At 45.9% G+C, this 19358-nt stretch carries 19 protein-coding genes and 1 riboswitch; of the genes, 12 read left to right on the top strand and 7 right to left on the bottom strand.

All coding sequences use genetic code 11. From position 1 onward, the window contains the following. The 9 genes from BCV39_RS23275 to thiH form a co-directional block, all read left to right on the top strand. Positions 1 to 232: hypothetical protein (locus BCV39_RS23275; protein ID WP_206360565.1), on the top strand; the 232-nt coding region annotated here is incomplete at its 5' end. Between the two features lie 132 nt (positions 233 to 364). After that, a complete protein-coding gene (locus BCV39_RS11705) occupies positions 365 to 1747 on the top strand; it encodes a multicopper oxidase family protein (RefSeq protein WP_102433018.1) in 1383 nt (460 codons plus the stop codon). Between the two features lie 100 nt (positions 1748 to 1847). Beyond that, positions 1848 to 2231, top strand: coding sequence for a fluoride efflux transporter CrcB (gene crcB, locus BCV39_RS11700; protein WP_004736665.1), 384 nt, complete (start codon positions 1848 to 1850; stop codon positions 2229 to 2231). A 62-nt stretch (positions 2232 to 2293) separates the two neighbouring features. Beyond that, a riboswitch (TPP riboswitch) is annotated at positions 2294 to 2392 on the top strand. A 129-nt stretch (positions 2393 to 2521) separates the two neighbouring features. Then, positions 2522 to 4471 (top strand): phosphomethylpyrimidine synthase ThiC, encoded by a 1950-nt coding sequence (gene thiC, locus BCV39_RS11695; protein WP_102433019.1) that lies wholly within the window; start codon positions 2522 to 2524, stop codon positions 4469 to 4471. Beyond that, the gene (locus BCV39_RS11690; RefSeq protein WP_102433020.1) at positions 4471 to 5763 is read left to right on the top strand and encodes a thiamine phosphate synthase; all 1293 of its coding nucleotides are present in this window, start codon (positions 4471 to 4473) and stop codon (positions 5761 to 5763) included. Before thiC ends, BCV39_RS11690 begins: the two co-directional genes overlap by 1 nt. After that, on the top strand, positions 5753 to 6535 hold the full coding sequence (locus BCV39_RS11685) for a HesA/MoeB/ThiF family protein (RefSeq protein ID WP_102433021.1): 783 nt from the start codon (positions 5753 to 5755) through the stop codon (positions 6533 to 6535). Before BCV39_RS11690 ends, BCV39_RS11685 begins: the two co-directional genes overlap by 11 nt. Beyond that, the gene (thiS, locus tag BCV39_RS11680; RefSeq protein WP_102433022.1) at positions 6532 to 6741 is read left to right on the top strand and encodes a sulfur carrier protein ThiS; all 210 of its coding nucleotides are present in this window, start codon (positions 6532 to 6534) and stop codon (positions 6739 to 6741) included. Before BCV39_RS11685 ends, thiS begins: the two co-directional genes overlap by 4 nt. A 2-nt stretch (positions 6742 to 6743) precedes the next feature. After that, the gene (locus tag BCV39_RS11675) at positions 6744 to 7508 is read left to right on the top strand and encodes a thiazole synthase (protein ID WP_102433023.1); all 765 of its coding nucleotides are present in this window, start codon (positions 6744 to 6746) and stop codon (positions 7506 to 7508) included. Positions 7509 to 7515: 7 nt separating this feature from the next. Then, positions 7516 to 8628, top strand: a complete 1113-nt coding sequence (gene thiH / locus BCV39_RS11670; protein ID WP_102433024.1) for a 2-iminoacetate synthase ThiH — start codon at positions 7516 to 7518, stop codon at positions 8626 to 8628. A 136-nt stretch (positions 8629 to 8764) separates the two neighbouring features. Here thiH and BCV39_RS11665 read toward each other — a convergent pair whose 3' ends face one another. Further along, positions 8765 to 10555 carry an aminopeptidase P family protein gene (locus BCV39_RS11665; RefSeq protein ID WP_102433025.1) on the bottom strand — a complete coding sequence of 597 codons (1791 nt, stop codon included), beginning with the start codon at positions 10553 to 10555 and terminating at the stop codon, positions 8765 to 8767. Between the two features lie 122 nt (positions 10556 to 10677). Continuing rightward, positions 10678 to 11619, bottom strand: a complete 942-nt coding sequence (locus BCV39_RS11660) for a LysR family transcriptional regulator (protein ID WP_012605070.1) — start codon at positions 11617 to 11619, stop codon at positions 10678 to 10680. Positions 11620 to 11720: 101 nt separating this feature from the next. On the opposite strand from BCV39_RS11660, the gene BCV39_RS11655 reads away from it, so the two are divergent. Together BCV39_RS11655 and BCV39_RS11650 are read left to right on the top strand one after the other, a co-directional pair. Beyond that, positions 11721 to 12920, top strand: coding sequence for a multidrug effflux MFS transporter (locus BCV39_RS11655; RefSeq protein WP_198591316.1), 1200 nt, complete (start codon positions 11721 to 11723; stop codon positions 12918 to 12920). A gap of 102 nt (positions 12921 to 13022) precedes the next feature. Beyond that, entirely contained in the window at positions 13023 to 13304 is a 282-nt protein-coding gene (locus BCV39_RS11650) for a hypothetical protein (RefSeq protein WP_009848181.1), read from the top strand. A 67-nt stretch (positions 13305 to 13371) separates the two neighbouring features. On the opposite strand, the gene BCV39_RS11645 is transcribed toward BCV39_RS11650, so the two are convergent. The 4 genes from BCV39_RS11645 to BCV39_RS11630 all read right to left on the bottom strand — a co-directional run bounded on the left by BCV39_RS11645 (position 13372) and on the right by BCV39_RS11630 (position 15781). Continuing rightward, a complete protein-coding gene (locus BCV39_RS11645; protein ID WP_048661185.1) occupies positions 13372 to 13830 on the bottom strand; it encodes a DoxX family protein in 459 nt (152 codons plus the stop codon). A 1-nt stretch (position 13831) separates the two neighbouring features. Then, positions 13832 to 14599, bottom strand: coding sequence for a DNA-binding domain-containing protein (locus tag BCV39_RS11640; protein ID WP_102433027.1), 768 nt, complete (start codon positions 14597 to 14599; stop codon positions 13832 to 13834). Then, positions 14596 to 15456: a DUF692 domain-containing protein gene (locus BCV39_RS11635; protein WP_102433028.1), complete on the bottom strand. Its 861-nt coding sequence runs from the start codon at positions 15454 to 15456 to the stop codon at positions 14596 to 14598. The genes BCV39_RS11640 and BCV39_RS11635 overlap by 4 nt, the downstream gene beginning before the upstream one ends. Positions 15457 to 15520: 64 nt before the next feature. After that, a complete protein-coding gene (locus tag BCV39_RS11630) occupies positions 15521 to 15781 on the bottom strand; it encodes a DUF2282 domain-containing protein (protein ID WP_060983713.1) in 261 nt (86 codons plus the stop codon). A 264-nt stretch (positions 15782 to 16045) separates the two neighbouring features. On the opposite strand from BCV39_RS11630, the gene uvrD reads away from it, so the two are divergent. Next, positions 16046 to 18220: a DNA helicase II gene (uvrD, locus tag BCV39_RS11625; RefSeq protein WP_102433029.1), complete on the top strand. Its 2175-nt coding sequence runs from the start codon at positions 16046 to 16048 to the stop codon at positions 18218 to 18220. Between the two features lie 121 nt (positions 18221 to 18341). On the opposite strand, the gene tpx is transcribed toward uvrD, so the two are convergent. Further along, complete coding sequence (gene tpx, locus BCV39_RS11620) at positions 18342 to 18839, bottom strand: thiol peroxidase (protein ID WP_017069608.1); 498 nt, start codon at positions 18837 to 18839, stop codon at positions 18342 to 18344. Positions 18840 to 19358 lie beyond the last annotated feature (519 nt).

The raw sequence follows: 19358 nt of genomic DNA, 5'->3' as shown, positions 1-19358 counted from the left end.
TCTCTCCACCCCTGCCATATCAAAGCCTCAGCAGAAATGCTGGGGCTTTTTTATATCTGTTGCTTCTACTAAGCAATGTTGTGAGCAGAATCGCCAGCCCGGTCAAATCTCCGGAGTGCCGGCCCAGTCCACCCCTGCCATATTTAAAGCTCCATCAGAAATGCTGGAGCCTTTTTGCTTTCTGTTTGTTCGATTTTTTTTGTCGACAATTCCTATCTTTAACAGAACCTAGCCTGAAAAGTGTAAGTGCTTACTTATCTCAGCTTCTTTTATAAACAATCGACAGCACAAACCATACTTCTTTATGAGAATTATTCTCAATATTTTGTTACATTTTGGTCGTTATTACTAAAAGGCAACAAATATGGATATTTCCCGTCGTAAGTTTATTCAATCATCTCTCGCTATATCTGCACTAACCGTCCTACCAGCTTGCTCAATGAAGCGGTCTGTTGATGAGCAAGGAAAGTTCGTTTATGACTTAACAGCTGAGCCTTCAACCGCTGAGTTGGTGAAGGGATTTAGTACTAATGTTTTAGCCTTTAATGGACAGACTCCAGCGCCGATTATTCGCTGTCGACAAGGCGAAAAGGTAACGATTCGATTTACCAACAAGCTATTAGAACCGACCACAATTCATTGGCATGGCCTGAGAATTCCGATTGAAATGGACGGGGTTCCTTTCTTAAGTCAGCCTCCGATTATGCCCGGTGAAACGTTTGTCTATGAGTTCACGCCACCAGATGCGGGTACATTCTGGTATCACCCACACATGAACAGTGTTAAGCAACTTGGTATGGGCTTGGTCGGGCTTATTATTGTCGAAGAGAGTGCGGCAGTTCAGTTCGATGAAGAGCATGCTCTGATGCTTAAACATTGGCATATCGACAAACAAGGTCAGTGGAAAGACTTAATGATCCCTCGCCTCAGCGCTCGTATGGGCACGCCGGGAGAGTGGAGTAGCGTTAATGGAGTACATGAACCTATCTATCAATTGAAGCAGCATGCAACGACTAGGCTGCGTATCGCTAATGTTGATAACACGATTACCTATCCTATAGCCATTGAGGGGGCTGAGGCATGGGTCATTGCTATTGATGGTAACCCTGTAAAGACACCTTATAAGCTGACTCAACACAAGATTGGCCCAGGTATGCGTGTCGATCTCGGGCTGATTGCTCCCAAGGCGGGGGAGCGAGTGAGTGTCCTTCAAATGAAAGGGCGTTTTCCTTTTTCCTTGTGTGAGTTTGAGGCTGTTGATTCAACGTTAATCGAAGGCCAAACACTTCCTTTATTGCCCCTCAATCCTGTGCCTAACTTAAACCTCGCTAATGCAGAAGAAATCGATTTTGTGTTTGAGTGGGAAGGGGCGGTATCACCGGTATCTAAAGATGGGAAGTCGATGCCTAAGTTTTGGCTTACGAATAAACGTGCGTGGGAGGGAATGAGTAAAGACAGTGTTCCAGACCCGTTGGCGACTTTGGAGTTAGGTAAAACTTATATATTCGACCTCAAGAACGTCACTCAGTACCATCACCCAATTCATATTCATGGTCATACATTCACTGTATTGGAACTTGATGGTAAAAAAATAGAAGAGCCCTTCCATACCGATACTGTGTTACTTGGAAAAAACGGCCGTGCTAAAGCTGCATTTGTTGCCGACAACCCTGGCCGCTGGATGTATCACTGTCATGTTATCGAACACATGAAAACGGGTTTGATGGGATATATTGAAGTTAAGTGACACCTGTAACGTTTAATATTTGCGCATGCATTCTTAGTTTCTACCCTCGCTTTTATCGGCGTTAAAGCTAGAATATAGGGATTATTGTTTGGGAGGATTCATGGGTCAGTTATCTATTCTAGGTTTTATTGCCATCGGTGGCGCGTTTGGTGCTTGTTCACGTTACTTGATTTCAGAGTTATGCGTTGTGATGTTAGGGCGTGGTTTTCCTTACGGTACGCTGACTGTTAACGTAATTGGCTCTTTGATTATGGGATTGCTCATCGCCGCGTTTGAAAATGAGATGGTCGCGACGGAGCCATGGAGACAAATTATTGGTCTTGGTTTCCTTGGAGCCCTGACAACATTTTCTACGTTTTCGATGGATAACGTGCTTCTTATGCAGCAGGGCGCGTTCTTCAAGATGGGACTCAATGTACTGCTCAATGTGGTTCTCAGTATTTCAGCCGCATGGATCGGCTTCCAACTTTTGATAAAGTCTTAAAACTTTCTTACGATTTGTTAACAACTCGGCTTGGTTTATCCAAGCCGTTTTTATATACTCGATCGTACTTGTCGGAGTGCCATATGGCTGAGACCGTTAACTCGGGATCCGTTGAACCTGATCAGGCTAATACCTGCGAAGGGAACAAGAGTAGATATCTAACTAGAATCCTTCTAGAGATCTATCTCCAGATCACAACTGTATTTCTTACCGTGATCCCTCTTGTAGCATCTTATCCGTCAAGCATTTTTATCCCTATAAATAATGGCTAAAAGCCAAGGAAAAATGCTATGTCGAGTCGTAAACAAGCAAGACTGGAAGCGAAGAATTTCATTGATTCTTTATCCGTACAACCTTATCCAAATTCAAAAAAAGCTTACATCCAAGGATCTCGAGAGGACATTCAAGTCCCTGTACGAGAAATTTCACTCGCAGATAGCCTTGTTGGTGGTACCAAAAAAGAGCCTGTATTCGAACCTAATGAGCCTATTCATGTCTACGACACCTCCGGTGTTTATACCGATCCTACGCATGAAATAGACCTTTATAGCGGCCTTCCTAAGTTGCGAGAGCAATGGATTGAAGAGCGTGGTGATACGGAATTGCTTGATGATGTAAGCTCTGTTTACACCAAAGAACGTTTAGAAGATGAAACCCTAGACGACCTTCGTTACGGAAACCTGCCTCGAATTCGTCGCGCGACTGGCGACCAATGTGTTACTCAGCTGCACTATGCTCGTCAGGGTATTATCACACCTGAAATGGAGTACATTGCCATACGTGAGAACATGGGACGTCAGAAGTTCGCTGATGAGCAGCTTAACCATCAACACCCTGGCCATAACTTTGGTGCAAACCTGCCGAAAGAAATCACTCCTGAGTTCGTGCGTAAAGAGGTTGCTGAAGGTCGAGCTATTATCCCTTCAAACATCAACCACCCAGAATCAGAACCGATGATTATTGGTCGAAACTTCTTAGTGAAGGTGAACGCTAATATCGGTAACTCTTCAGTAAGCTCTTCGATTGAAGAAGAAGTTGAGAAGCTAGTCTGGTCGACTCGCTGGGGTGGCGATACCGTGATGGACCTTTCCACCGGCCGTAATATCCACGAGACTCGCGAATGGATCCTACGTAATAGCCCTGTACCAATTGGTACGGTTCCTATGTATCAGGCGCTTGAAAAAGTGAATGGCGTTGCGGAAGACCTTAACTGGGAAGTAATGCGTGATACCTTGATTGAACAAGCAGAGCAGGGTGTTGATTACTTCACTATCCACGCAGGTTTACTGCTTCGTTACGTACCAATGACCGCTAAGCGTGTGACTGGTATTGTCTCTCGTGGCGGTTCCATCATCGCGAAATGGTGTCTTGCTCATCACCAAGAAAGTTTCCTTTATACCCACTTCCGTGAGATCTGTGAGATCTGTGCGAAGTACGATGTTGCTCTGTCATTAGGTGACGGTTTACGCCCGGGCTCAATTGCAGATGCTAATGATGAGGCTCAATTCTCGGAGTTACGTACTCTAGGTGAGTTGACTAAAGTGGCTTGGGAATATGACGTTCAGGTGATCATTGAAGGCCCTGGACATGTACCAATGCACCTGATTAAAGAGAATATGGACGAGCAGTTAGAGCACTGCCATGAAGCGCCTTTCTATACATTAGGCCCGCTGACTACAGATATCGCACCGGGTTATGACCACATTACCTCTGGAATTGGCGCGGCGATGATTGGTTGGTACGGTTGTGCGATGCTTTGTTATGTAACGCCTAAAGAGCATTTAGGCTTACCAAACAAAGAAGATGTGAAGACCGGCTTAATTACTTACAAGCTGGCAGCACATGCTGCGGATTTGGCAAAAGGACATCCAGGCGCACAAATCCGAGATAATGCATTATCTAAAGCACGTTTTGAATTCCGTTGGGAAGACCAATTTAATCTAGCTTTAGATCCGGAAACAGCCCGTTCTTTCCATGATGAAACTCTGCCACAAGAATCCGGTAAGGTTGCTCACTTCTGCTCAATGTGTGGACCTAAATTCTGCTCGATGAAGATCTCTCAGGAAGTCCGAGAGTATGCGAAAGATACAGAACAAGTAGCCGCGGATCAGGCTATTGAGATTAGGATGCTAGATAACCCGTTGGAAGGGATGCGTCAGAAATCACAAGAGTTCCGTGATACTGGGTCTGAACTTTACCACCCTGCAATAGGTGCAAAAGAAGCTCAATTAGAGGAATAGTGACAGTGAAGATACTCATCCCATCTCAAAATATTGAGTTAACGGGAGAGGTGCAGAACTGTCTATTGGTTGCTAAGCGACAAGGCTTGGCAACCGATGCAGTTGAGTTGGGTGTAAGCCCAACTCAATACTTCTCTATCGTTGACACTCAGCAGGCGTTATCTATTGGCTTTGCTCATGATGTTGGTTCATTGGCGGAGTGTCAGTTAGCGGAACTGAACCATGTTGTTGATTACAGTAATTCAGTTGCGTTAACCGATGTTTGTGCTGCTTTGACTCAAGCTTCGAACACCGTCTATATCGGAGTCTCCGATGATTCAGCTGTGTTAGATATCTGGTCACACTTAGATGCTAATCGTGTTATCAAGAGTGAAACTACAGCTCATCAAGAATTAGATAATCGTGGCCACTTTGCTTGGTTACTTACGTTATTAGCATTAGAGTTTCCATTGGAAGATGCGTTGGTTTTGGCTCGCGCTGCATCGAATGTTTCACGTGGAACATGGCCAGCACATTATCAAAGTTTTCCTATCCCTGTCCTTGAAGATGAACGACTGAATATAAGCGTTGGTTGGGCTAACCAAGGGACATCACTTTCTTTCCCTGAGTTGACTAAGAATAGCCTCGGCTTATACCCGGTGGTTGATGATGTCGAGTGGATAGACAGGTTGCTCAAGCTCGGGATTAATACCGTCCAGCTGCGTATTAAGAACCCTCAACAAGCCGATTTAGAACAACAAGTCGCGCGATCTATCGAACTTGGTCGAGAACATAACGCTCAGGTTTTCATTAACGATTACTGGCAGCTTGCGCTCAAGCATGGCGCTTTTGGTGTACACCTGGGGCAAGAGGATATTGAAGAGTCAAATCTGTCCCAACTGAGCCAAGCGGGTATTAAGATCGGTCTGTCGACTCATGGTTATTATGGGTTGCTACGTATCGTCCAAATCAATCCAAGCTACATTGCACTAGGCCATATATTTCCGACCACGACGAAACAGATGCCATCAAAGCCTCAAGGCTTGGTGCGTTTATCTCTGTACCAACAACTAATTGATACCATCCCATACACAGAAGAACTTACTGGTTATCCGACGGTTGCTATTGGCGGTATTGACCAATCGACAGCTGCGCAGGTTTGGGAGTGTGGTGTATCGAGCTTAGCGGTTGTACGTGCGATTACGTTAGCCGAAGACCCCAAACAAGTGATTGAGTTCTTCGAAGTATTAATGGCTGACAGTTCTACAAGTGCTGCTAAAGAGATAACTCAGGAGCTAAGTCATGCTGAGTGATTTCGAATTCATTCGTTATCAACGCCAAATCGCATTGCCTGAGGTTGGTGAACAAGGACAACGAAATCTACTAAACGGTCATGTGTTGGTGATTGGTTGTGGTGGTTTGGGGAATGCTGCGGCTCTTTATCTAGCAGCGTCTGGCATCGGAAAAATCGTGTTGGTTGATGATGATTGTGTCGACTCATCCAATCTACAACGACAGGTCGCGTTCAAAGAAAGCGATCTTGGTACAGCTAAAGTCGATTCATTGAAACTACAACTGAGTGAGCTAAATGGTAGAAGCCAAGTTAGGACCATCAACAAGCGAATGGCCGAAAGCCAGTTAAAGCTTGAAGTGATGCTAGCTGATGTTGTGTTGGACTGTACCGACAACTTCGCCACACGCCAGCAAGTTAACCAAGCTTGTTTCAAAGCTAATACACCTTTGATATCAGGTTCTGCAATCGGCTGGAAAGGTCAATTTATTGTCTTTGATTATCAGAACCAGGAAGGGTGTTACCACTGCCTTTTCCCGTTCGACCACCATCCACAAACAACGCGCTGCGGTGATAGCGGCATCATTGGCCCAGTGGTTGGAACTATAGGCAACCTCCAGGCTCTCGCTGCTATTCAGCGCATTAGCAGTGGCGAGTTTAAAGTCGCGACGCATCAGCTAAAGCTGTTCGATGGCCAGGCCATGAACTGGCAAAGCCTAATGGTCACGCAAGATAGCGAATGTCCGGTTTGCAATACAGATGCGATCCAACACCTAGAAGAAGAAACACAATGAGCCAGATAACTATTTCTATAAACGAGCAACCAGAGCAGGTCGCGCAATCGTCGTCTCTTTCAGACATCATCCAAGCACTATCGCTACCTGATTTGGGATGTGTATTTGCTATCAATAATGCGGTTGTACCGCGTAGCCAGTGGCAACAAACCATCGTCAATGAAGGCGATTCTGTCTCTCTTTTTCAAGCTATTGCAGGGGGCTAACCATGTTAACCATCGCAGATAAAACATTCCAATCACGACTGTTCACTGGTACAGGCAAGTTCGCAAACAAGTATTTGATGACGAGTGCTATCGAAGCCTCAGGTTCGCAACTGGCAACCATGGCACTAAAGAGGGTCGATATTCGTTCTGAACAAGATTATATTTTACAGCCAATTATTGATGCTGGCGTTAATCTACTTCCAAATACCTCTGGTGCGAAGAACGCGAAGGATGCGATTTTCGCCGCACACTTGGCTCGTGAAGCACTAGGTACTAACTGGCTAAAACTTGAGATTCACCCGGACCCAAAGTACTTGATGCCTGACCCAATCGAGACACTTAACGCTGCTGAGCAGTTGGTGAAAGATGGCTTCGTTGTGTTGCCTTATTGCCATGCCGACCCTGTATTGTGTAAGCGCTTAGAAGAGGTTGGTTGTGCTGCGGTGATGCCACTCGGTGCACCGATTGGTTCTAATAAGGGAATCGCGTCAGCCGACTTCCTAGAGATCATTATCGACCAAGCTAATGTTCCTGTGATTGTTGATGCTGGCATTGGTGCTCCTTCACACGCGGCGCGTGCAATGGAAATGGGTGCTGACGCTGTGTTAGTGAATACGGCGATAGCTGCTTCTCAACAGCCAGTTGAAATGGCGATTGCTTTCAAGTTGGCAGTTGAAGCGGGTCGTATGGCTTACCTTGCTGGTCTCGCTGGTCAGGTATCTCACGCGGTTGCTTCCAGCCCGCTAACCTCATTCCTAGACGAGTAGTATTGCCATGACGTTTGTTGATCGATTTAAACAGCTCAACTGGGATGACATTGGTATGTCCATCTTCAGTAAAACGGCGGCGGATGTTGAACGTGCTCTGAGTAAACCTAAACGTGACTTAGAAGATTTTAAGGCTTTGATCTCTCCAGCGGCAGAACCTTACTTAGAGCAGATGGCACAACAATCGTTGGCGCTAACGCGTAAACGGTTCGGTAATACGATGTCGCTATATATTCCTTTGTACCTATCTAACTTGTGCGCGAATGCGTGTACCTATTGTGGTTTCTCGATGGAGAACCGCATCAAGCGTCGCACATTAACTTTGGATGAAATTGATGCCGAGAGCGCGGCCATCAAAAAGATGAAATTCGATAGTGTATTGTTGGTGACCGGTGAGCACGAAACCAAGGTTGGGATGAAATACTTCCGCGAGGTGCTGCCGAATATCAAAGCGCAATTTAACTACCTTGCGATGGAAGTGCAGCCGCTTGATCAAGACGACTACGCGGAGCTCAAAACGCTTGGCTTAGATGCTGTGATGGTTTACCAAGAAACCTATAGCCCAAGTACTTATGCTGAGCACCACTTGCGTGGCAACAAAATGGATTTTGAATACCGACTCGAAACGCCTGATCGTCTGGCAAAAGCGGGTATTGATAAGATAGGGGTTGGTGCTTTGATCGGCTTGGAAGACTGGCGTACCGATTGCTTCTTCGTGGCCGCTCACTTGGATTACTTAGAGCGAACTTACTGGCAAACGCGTTACTCGATTTCATTCCCACGCCTTCGTCCGTGTGAGGGTGGTTTGCAGCCTAAGTCGATTATGAGTGATAAGCAGTTAGTACAACTTATCTGTGCCTATCGATTATTAAACCCTGAAGTTGAGCTGTCTCTTTCGACTCGTGAGTCTGCAACGTTCCGCGATAACGTGTTGCCGTTAGGTATCACTAGCATGTCTGCCGCGTCAAAAACTCAACCTGGTGGTTATGCTTCGGGTGAGGAAGAGCTTGAACAGTTTGAGATAAGTGATGAACGAAGTGCGGCTGATGTTGAGGCTATGATTCGTAAACGCGGCTTCGACCCGGTGTGGCGCGATTGGCATAGCGCTTACTCAGGCTAATTAACATCTTGGCTGATGTTCCACGTGAAACATCAATGATGTGAAATCGACAAACAAAAACGGCTACCTAAGGGTAGCCGTTTTAATATCTAACTGAGGCAACTAGTTTTGGTTCAGTTACCTGCCTAGCAATGTATTAAGCGTGAGCAAGTGGTGTTGTTGATTGACGTAGCCATTCCAACGTATCACCTTCAACTAATGGGCTAACATCGTTCCATACTTTCTGGTGGTAATCGTTTAGCCATGCAAGCTCAGGTCGTGTCAGTAGATCGACGTTGATGTTGCGCTTATCAATAGGGCAACGTGTTAGCGATTCAAACGTTAGTACTGAGAAGTCACCTTGAGTAGGAAGCTCAACGACCAATTCTAGGTTCTCGATGCGGATACCAAACTCATCAGCACGGTAGTAACCCGGCTCGTTTGATAACACCATACCTTCAACAAGAGGTACGTCGATAAGCTTCTTAGAGATACTTTGCGGACCTTCATGAACACTTAGGAAATGACCAACACCGTGACCAGTACCATGATCGTAATCGAAGCCTTCTGCCCATAAGTGCTGACGCGCTAGGATATCAAGTTGGAAACCACGAGTACCTTGTGGGAAACGCGCACGTGCAATGCCTATGTGACCTTTAAGCGCTAATGTGAACTGCTGAATCATTTCGTCGCTTGGTTGGCCAATTGCGATAGTACGGGTGATGTCGGTTGTACCATCTAAGTACTGACCGCCTGAATCGACTAGGTACAGAGTATTCAGTTCTAGCTGACCTGGTTCAGGTTGGTTCTCATGGTTGTAGTGACACATAGCTGCGTTTCCGCCTGCTGCAGAAATGGTGTCAAAACTTAGGTCCATCAGCGTTGGGTCTTGCTCGCGGAACGATTGTACTTTGTCAGCCAATACCGCTTCGTTGTGTAGGTTACCTTGCGCGACTTCAGCATCAATCCAAGACAAGAACTTGGCCATCGCAACGCCATCTCGAATGTGACACGCTTTCATACCTGCAATTTCAGTTGCGTTCTTAGCAGCCTTTGGCATTAAGCATGGGTCAGCTGCTTCAATGATATGAGCGCCAGCGTTTTGTAGAACAAGCGTGTACCAAGCATTGCTTGTGCCTGAATCAACTGACACATTCTTACCTTCTAAAGAGTAAAGACGTGCTTCAAGTTCGGATGGGTGAGAAACACGAATGCCATTACCAACGTGCGCTTCAAAGCCAGCAGGGATACGAGCCGGGTCTAAGAAGAAATCGACACTTTCATCTGCGTGAATGATGGCATTAGACAAGACAACCGGCAGGCGAGACACGTCCAAACCGCGAACGTTGAGTAACCAGCAAATAGAGTCTAGTTCAGTAAGGATAGCGGCATCCGCACCTTTGGCTTTTAGTAGACCTGCAATTTCAGCGCGTTTGCTTTCACTTGATTGACCAACGGCGTCAGTAGCCATTAGGCGAACATCAGATACAACAGGCTCAGGACGATCAGACCAAAGCTCATCAATAGGGTTTGCTGTTAATGTGGTGAGTTCGACTTTATCAGCCAGTTTCGCTTGTGCGCCTTTCAACCAAGCTGCTGTATGCATCCGTGGGTCAAATGCAACCTTGCTGCCTTGGGCTAGTGAATTGATGATCCAATCTAAAGCCGGCTCTTCAATAAGGTGGCGATACTCAAATAACTCTGCTGGTACCTGTTTACGAACTTGAACGGTATAGCGACCATCAACAAAAATAGCAGCGTTTTCACGAGTGATAACCACTGCACCTGCTGAGCCAGTGAAACCAGTTAACCAGTGAAGTCGCTCGTTATGAGCTGGAACGTATTCGCCTAGGTACTCATCTTCGTGTGGGATGATAACCGCATCTAGTTGGTTTACTTCAAGCCAAGCTCGAACCGCAGTAACGCGTTCTGCAGTGATATTGTGCATCTGTGTTTATCCTTATTGTTAGGGTCCTTGTTAACACTCACAGTAGATATACATGTGAGGGGACTTATTAGGTCAATAAGCTAGCGCTTTTGTTCGTTTGCTGCAAACGCTGTACGCCATTTTTATCTAAGGTGCAGAGTTTTTTCTTTGATGATATCTCGCAACCAAGTTAACGCCGGGTCATTTTCTCTATCGCGGTGCCAAAACAGAGTGTATGCCATCGGTGGAAATTCCATCGGCAGAGGGACAACAACTAAGTCGAGTTGCTTGGCGACAAGGTAGGTGAAGTGACTTGGTGCGGTAAACACAAAGTCAGTGTAGGTGCACAGGCTTGCGGCGCTATTGAAGTCAGGAACAGAAATAGCGATATCACGTTGGTGGCCAAGGTCGGCAAGTTTGTAGTCGAGTAACCAACGATCGTTACCGTCACACCTTACTTGTACATGACGCTGTGCAAGGTAGGTTTCCAGATCCCATTTGCCACTCAGAGCAGGGTGGTTGCGTCTTAGCACACACATCTGTGCATCTCGGTAGATCTCTTGTTCGCAAATATCATCTGGCGGCAACATGGTTAAACGCGCGTCGTTGATGTCGATGTCTTTACCCGTGAGTCCGATATCCAGTTCACCAAGCTGCAATTTTTTAAAGGTTTGCTCTGTCCAAGCATGGGTGTTGATATTCACCTTAGGGGCTTGTCGAAAGATTGCAGGTAAGAAGTGAGGAAGAATCAACGGGTAGACACTTTCAACCGCTGCAATGTGAAAACTGTGGTCACTGTTGTTGGGAATAAACGTCTCTGGTTGGGTGAGCACATCAAGTTGGTTGATCAGCGTTTCTAATCTAGGTTTGAGAAAGACTGCCTTTGGTGTTGGTCGCAGACCATGAGCACTTCGCGTAAAAAGGGGGTCATTAAATTGCTCACGAAGTTTGGCCAATGACTTACTCACTGCTGACTGGCTAAGGCATAATCGATGCGCAGTGCGAGTAACACTCAGCTCTTCCATCAGTACTTGTAAGCAAACTAATAGATTTAGGTCGAGGCGCGATAGTTTCTCGATATTCATGTGAGTTTCCTATTTGGAATAATGCTAATGAGTATATGCCATTTTTGTTCATATCTTTAGTTGGTTATTATGCACCTAAATTAACTCATTCGGAGAATCTTGTGCCTTCTAACGCGCTTCCTACCCCTAGTAAACTGCAGGTTGCTTTATTGGCAATGCTGGTTCTATTTAGCCCTTTGGCTATTGATATCTACCTACCAGCTCTGCCACAAATTTCGACAGCGTTTCACGTGGAACATGCACTAGCACAAGATACGATTACTTGGTTTTTATTTGCCATGGGTGTCGGCCAACTGTTTGCTGGCCCTTTGGCTGATAAGTTAGGACGTCGAACCGTTGCATTGGGAGGTGTTAGTATCTATGCATTGAGTGCTTGCTTGGCGTGGGCAGCTCAATCGATTGATATGATGCTAATAGCTCGGCTGCTACAAGGCTTAGGAGCTTGTGCGACTTCTGTAGCAGCCTTTGCAACGGTTCGCGATCTATTTGGCCCAGAGAAGAGTGGCCGAATGATCAGTTACCTCAATGGTGCGATCTGTTTTATCCCTGCATTGGCACCAATTCTTGGCGCTTGGTTAACGCATCAATTTGGCTGGCGCTCGAACTTCAGCTTTATGGCTGGCTTCGCGGTAGTCGTTGGCAGTATCTTATTCTTCCAAATGAAAGAGTCTAACCCGGCGACAGAGAAGGTTGCTGTGTTCAAACTAGAGCGTTACTGGTCAGTGCTGAAAACACCATCATTCATCTTCCATGCGACATTGTGCTTGATGGCGATGGCAGTAATCCTTGCTTACGTTACCTCTGCACCGGTTGTGTTGATGGAGAACCTAGGTTTGACGATGAACGAGTTTACCTTCTGGTTTGGTATTAATGCGGTTATCAACATCACGGCTGCATTCACTGCACCGAAGTTCATGGACCGTTTTGGTACTTATAAAGCACTGGTTGTTGGTATTTCAACGCTGGGCTTAGCGGGTGTGATTATGTTGGTGCTTGCTGAACACGCGACTCCAATCGCGTTCATGCTACCGATCTTCTTATCGTCGGTTGGCTTTGCTTGGATTCTTGGTGCTGCGGCGGGTAAAGCTCTGGAACCTTTCGGTGACCGTGCGGGCACCGCAGCTGCGTTACTAGGCTTGTTCCAAATGAGTGGTTCAGGACTTCTTGTGGGTACCATGCAACGTCTTGATTTAACGTCGCAAGTGATGATCGCGTTGCAAATGTTCCTGATTGTTCCTGCATTACTAGTGCTTGCGAGCAAGGCGGGTAAGTCTTGGCACGCAACGTTTGCTAAGGCATAAGTTACAAGGGTGACAAAATATACAAATGGCGGTTTGCGAAACGTTAAAACATGGTATATTTGTCACTCATTGAAACGTTAGTCCCCAACGGAAAATACTGTAATGTCATTAACAACCTACGAAATGGCGCGCGTCTTAGAACAAATGGAAGATGCACCTGAAAAGGTCATGTTTGGTAAACTGCTTAAAGAGCTAGGCAACCAAAGTGAAGAGCGTATTCGCAGTGCGGCAAAACAAGTTCCAATCGATACTTTGCGAGATATCATTTACCAATTTCAGCGAGTGGTAGAGTCTCGTAAGGGAGAGCAGGTTCAGCTACTCGCAAAAGAGCTAGCCGAGCAAGGTATCTCTGCTGAAGAGCTACAAGCTTTTCTGAATAAGTAAGCCTATCCCAGTTAAAAAGAAACCACTCAATTGAGTGGTTTTTTGCGTTTTGGGCTTGCGATGAGGACTAGTTGCTAAATTGCTTCTTTAAGATTCTATCCAATGAAAATGGTCCGGCTCCCCATACCACAACGATAAGAATCATTAATCCCCACAACTGATGATCATAGAAACCTTGTTCCCACAGCACCGGGTAAGACACGACAGCTATGATGTTGAACACGAACAGCACTGCGGCCATCGGTCGTGTTAATAAACCGAGTGCTAAAAACACTGGCAGAATTAACTCAGCGGCAGTACCCATGTAAGCTGCTAATTCCCAAGGTAACAGTGGGACTTGGTATTCCAACTCAAACAAGTAAAGAGTGCTATCCCAAGTTGCTATTTTGGTTAACCCAGAATTAAAGAAGACCCACGCCACCCATAGGCGGCAAAACAGAAGTAGGACAGGAACAAAAAGTGCCTGTGATTTCTCAATCAAATTGTCGTATTGAGCCATCATGTTCGTGACTGTGTTGTTATCCATATTATGTCTCCAATTCGGCATCGATTGAAAAACCTGAGATGACGTTAAGCGCCATGACAGTATTCAGGTGTTGTAGTCGTGAAGGGTCAATCTCAGCGAGCGTTTGACCCGATTGCAATTCAGTTAATAGTTGGTGGCATTCTTCTGTCAAACAATGACTCTCAACCTGTGAATTCTCGGCTCGGATTAACACCCCAAATTCAGGTTGGTTGATGTCTAACCCGTCGAGTTGTTGCTGATAGATAGCTTGTTCAAGCGCGATAATCGTGTAACTAGAGCTAATTAGCGTTATTGAATTTTTGAGGTGAAAGACTAAAGCGCTTTGTTGCTCTGGTGGCACATCGGCTAAACAAGAAAGAGGACGTTGGTCGACATGTGATTCTGAAGCGCACCTCATCAGGTTATCTTTCTGCCATTCATACAACGCCACTTCACTGAGATAAGGTGCAGCCTCAATAACGGCAGTAAAGGCTTGGATAGTTTGTGCAAAGTGTTCACCGTAACCACTGACATCACCAGAGGTCGATGGATAACTTAAGACATGTTGACGAGCCATCTGTTGGAAGCACTCCTCTCCAACCAACATTTCAGTGAGTGGGTAGGTTGCTGCCAAAACTTCGCTCAAGCTGATGACAAAGTTATTGCGGTAAATCTGGATTCGCTGTTCATCGGTAAAATGGTCGCTCACTATGTCGCAGTGCTCACCATTGTTTTGATAGCGCAGGGCGTTAGCAAACTCCAATTGAACATCTGCTAGGGAGTGGCTCATGATGCGCAACTCCTTTGGTTGAACTTGTCGTGTTGATACAAGATGTCACTGGCTTTGGTTGCTTCAGCCAATAAAACTTGTGGCTCTGGGATATCGAGATCCCATTCAATCAAGGTATGGCGTGAACCATGTTGTGCTATCCAGTCAGTATAGAGTTTCCACACTTCGTCACAGACAGGTTTACTGTGTGTGTCTATCCAGATCTCACCTTGTTCAAGTTTCTTTTTGGTAAAACCGGCCAAGTGAATCTCTTCCACTTTGTCTGCAGGTATTCCGCTTAAGTACTCTTCACAACTAAAGCCATGATTAAAAGATGAGACGAAAATATTATTGAAATCGAGCAGTAGGCGACATTCGGTGCGCTTCTGTACCTCGGCCAAAAATTCCCATTCTGGGATGGTTGAATGCTTGAAGGCAAGGTAACTCGATGGGTTCTCAATCAGCATAGGGCGTTGCAGGTTGTCTTGAACCTCTAATACATTTCGACAAAAGACTTCCAACGCCTCTTCGGTATAAGGCAGCGGTAATAAGTCATTGAAGTAATGACCGCCGGTCTGACTCCAGCTGAGGTGGTCAGAAACCAAGAACGGCTCGATATCATCAATCAGATCTTTTAACTGCAGTAAGTGATTTGGGTTGATGCGCTCAACAGAACCTAGAGACAATCCAACACCGTGACAACTTATATTGTGGGCACTACGAATTTCTCTGAGTTGTTGACGTTGCGGTGATTGAGCTAAGAAGTAGTTCTCGCTGTGAACTTCTAACCAACTTATTAAGGTTGGATTTTGGCTAAAGAAGTCCAAGTGTGGTGTTCTAAGGCCAACCCCTGCGTTGGGGTGAAGAGTTTGAGTCACAACGATTCTCCTAACAAGAAGTGGAGGTGAGCTGTATGTCAGCCCACCATACTAAGCTGCTCAATTAAGAAGATTGAGTGCTACCACCTGATAATTTGCCACATAGCCCTTTAGGTACGACCACGAATGCATCGGATTGGTTGTCTTCTTTTGCTGTACCCGCACATGAGCTTGTTTTGGTTGCACAATCATTTTGGCCAGCTTTTGCCACGCCGTAGCATTTTTCTTTTGCTGCTGCTTCCGCAGGTGCTGATGTAAGAACTGCACCGCCGAACGCTAGTACACTTGTGATTGCAGCTGTAACAGCAAGATTAGAATTTTTCATAGTCATTCCCTCTAGGACTTAATAGTATTTTCACATCGCAGGTTAATGGCTTGTTAACTTGCTTACTAAAAAGGATAGGAACAACCGGGAAATAATTTCACGGCATTATAAAAAATATCAATATTAATGATGTTTTATCTTTTAAGTTGTTGAATTAATGATGTTAATTTTTGATGGTTTTTTCTTCTTATTATCCTAAACGCAGCCTAGTGTTTAGGTTATAATCAACTTTTATGTATAAATACCCAGTAGTGAGCATATCCAATGATAGATCCTTCGCTTTTACTCGATGGCCTAAACGATAAACAACGTGAGGCGGTCGCGGCACCTTTAGAAAACCTACTTATTCTGGCAGGTGCTGGCAGTGGTAAAACGCGAGTGTTGGTGCATCGTATCGCTTGGTTGCAAAGTGTAGAGCAAGCATCACCGTTCTCTATTATGTCGGTTACCTTCACCAACAAAGCGGCAGCAGAGATGCGTGGTCGTATTGAAGAGTTGATGATGGGCAGCTCGTCAGGTATGTGGAACGGCACCTTCCACGGTATCTGTCATCGTATTCTTCGTGCTCACTACCTAGATGCAAAACTGCCAGAAGACTTCCAGATCATTGACTCAGATGATCAGATTCGCTTACTACGTCGCTTAATCAAGGCGCAAAACCTTGATGAAAAGCAGTGGCCTGCCAAGCAAGCTTCTTGGTGGATCAATGGCAAGAAAGACGAAGGGCTGCGCCCAAGTCACATTGACGCCTACCATGATCCAATAACTCAAACGTGGTTAAAGATTTACTCTGCTTACCAAGAGGCATGTGATCGTGCTGGCTTGGTCGACTTTGCTGAGATCTTGTTGAGATCGCATGAACTATTGCGCGATAAGAAACACATCCGCGAGCACTACCAAGCTCGTTTCAAGCACATTCTTGTCGACGAATTTCAAGATACCAACAACATCCAATACGCTTGGTTACGTATGATGGCAGGCCCGGATTGCCGTGTGATGATCGTGGGTGATGATGACCAATCTATCTATGGCTGGCGCGGCGCTAAAATCGAAAATATTCAGAAGTTCTTGGATGAATTCCCAGGTGCTTCAACGGTTCGACTCGAACAAAACTACCGTTCAACCAAAACCATTCTGCAGGCGTCGAACGAGCTTATCTCGAACAACACTGAACGTATGGGTAAAGAGTTGTGGACCGATGGTAACGATGGCGAGCCAATCTCTGTGTACTCAGCATACAACGAGCTCGATGAAGCGCGTTTCACGGTTAGCAAAATCAAAGAGTGGCAGGAGAAAGGCGGTGCGTTAGAAGATACGGCAATGCTATATCGTAACAACGCACAATCGCGTGTTCTTGAAGAAGCTTTGATCCAAGCTGGTCTACCTTATCGAATTTACGGCGGCATGCGATTCTTCGAGCGTCAAGAAATTAGAGACGCCTTGAGCTACATGCGCCTAATGAGCAATCGCGGTAATGATGCGGCGTTTGAGCGTGTGGTAAACACGCCAACGCGTGGCTTGGGTGATAAAACGTTAGAAACGATTCGTCTTGCAGCGCGTGATCGTGGTGCAACCATGTGGGAAGCAAGTGTTGCTTTGATAGAAGAGCAAGTGCTACCCGGTCGTGCTGCGGGTGCATTGAGCCGCTTTATCGAGCTGATTAATGCGCTTGAAGATGACACTTTAGAACTGAGTCTGCATGAACAAACTGACCACGTGATCAAATCGTCGGGTCTGTTTGCGATGTACGAGCAAGAGAAGGGTGAGAAGTCGAAGGCACGTATTGAGAACTTGGAAGAATTGGTAACGGCAACGCGCCAGTTTGAAAAGCCGGAAGATGCGGATGAGATGAGCATGCTGACGGCGTTCTTAACTCACGCAGCTTTGGAAGCGGGTGAAGGTCAGGCCGATGAGTTTGACGATGCGGTTCAGTTAATGACATTGCACAGTGCCAAAGGCCTAGAGTTTCCAATGGTATTCATGGTGGGTGTCGAAGAAGGCATGTTCCCAAGCCAGATGTCGGCCGAAGAAGCGGGGCGTTTAGAAGAAGAGCGTCGCTTGTGTTACGTAGGCATGACCCGTGCGATGGAGAAGCTTTACATCACTTACGCAGAAATGCGTCGTTTGTACGGTCAGGACAAGTACCACAAACCATCACGTTTTATTCGTGAGCTACCAGAAACCTGTCTGGATGAAGTGCGTATGAAAGCGCAAGTCAGTCGCCCTGCAAGCAGTGGTCGCTTTAGTCAAACCGCTGTGAAAGAGAACTTCAATGAAACTGGTTTTAGCTTGGGTTCTCGCGTGAAGCACCCTAAGTTTGGCGAAGGCACTATCATCAACTTCGAAGGAAGTGGCCCACAGAGTCGAGTTCAAGTGGCGTTTAACGGTGAAGGGATTAAGTGGTTAGTAACTGCTTACGCGCGTTTAGAGCAGCTTTAATCTATTACTTCTGCATCTAATAACCGTTCATTATTGAAAACAAAAAGAGCAGCCAATGGCTGCTCTTTTTTATTGTGTACCGCCTTAAGCGATCACAATACATGACTGACTAGAGGGGATCTTACAGTGCTGCAAGTGCCGCTTCGTAGTTTGGTTCTTCAGTGATCTCTGCAACCAACTCGCTGTGTGTTACCACACCTTTTTCATCCACAACGACAACTGCACGCGTTGTTAGGCTTGCTAGTGGGCCTTCAGCAATCGCTACGCCGTAGTCTGATGCGAATGTAGGAGAGCGGAAAGTCGAAGCGTGTTGAACGCCTTCAATGCCTTCTAGTTCGCAGAAGCGACCCGCAGCAAATGGTAGGTCAGCAGAAATACAAACAACCACCGTGTTCTCAAGTTCTGCCGCTTTTGCGTTGAACGTACGTACGCTCGTTGCACAAGTTGCAGTGTCGATGCTTGGGAAGATGTTTAGAACCACTTTCTTGCCTGCAAGAGAAGCAAGAGTCAGTGCAGAAAGATCGCCTGCAGTCAGTGCAAAGCTTGGTGCCTGTTCGCCAGTTTGTGGGAATGTGCCAGTTAGCGGTACAGCAGCGCCTTTGAAGGTAACGTGTGACATGAATTTGTCCTTAATTTAATTATGGTTATGAAACTAGTTGAGCCTAGTAAGACTTACGTTACTCGGAAGTGGTTAAGAAGTGAATGGTTTAAATGTCAGAATTGTAATCAAAGGTCTTTGATTTATTTGTTTTAGATGAAGAAAAGGTGAGACGACAGATAAAGAAAAACCCCGAGAGCTTGCGCTCATCGGGGTCTATAGTCTTACTCGCAGCAATCCGGCTACTAAGTGTGCTCCATGCATCAAATCCATGATAGTGTGCTGTTATCCTTCAGCGTATTCCTTTCGTCGCCTTCCTAGCGGTGTCCTTGATCTTATCCTGATCTGCCAACAATCCTCGTTAGCGCGTCACTTGTTCCTTGAGCGGTGTCCTTTACATCATCCTGATGTTCAGTCCTTTCCTCGTCCGGAGGTGTCCATTGTCTTTCCTTAGTAGCAACCATCCTAGTTACTATTGCGTCCATTCAATGTCCATTTCGCTATCCATGCCGATTATTCATCCTGAGTAATCGAATCTTC

The sequence above is a fragment of the Vibrio sp. 10N.286.55.E10 genome (genome assembly GCF_002872555.1).
Classification (GTDB): Bacteria; Pseudomonadota; Gammaproteobacteria; order Enterobacterales; family Vibrionaceae; genus Vibrio; species Vibrio crassostreae.
This window is presented reverse-complemented; position numbering and strand designations above follow the sequence as displayed.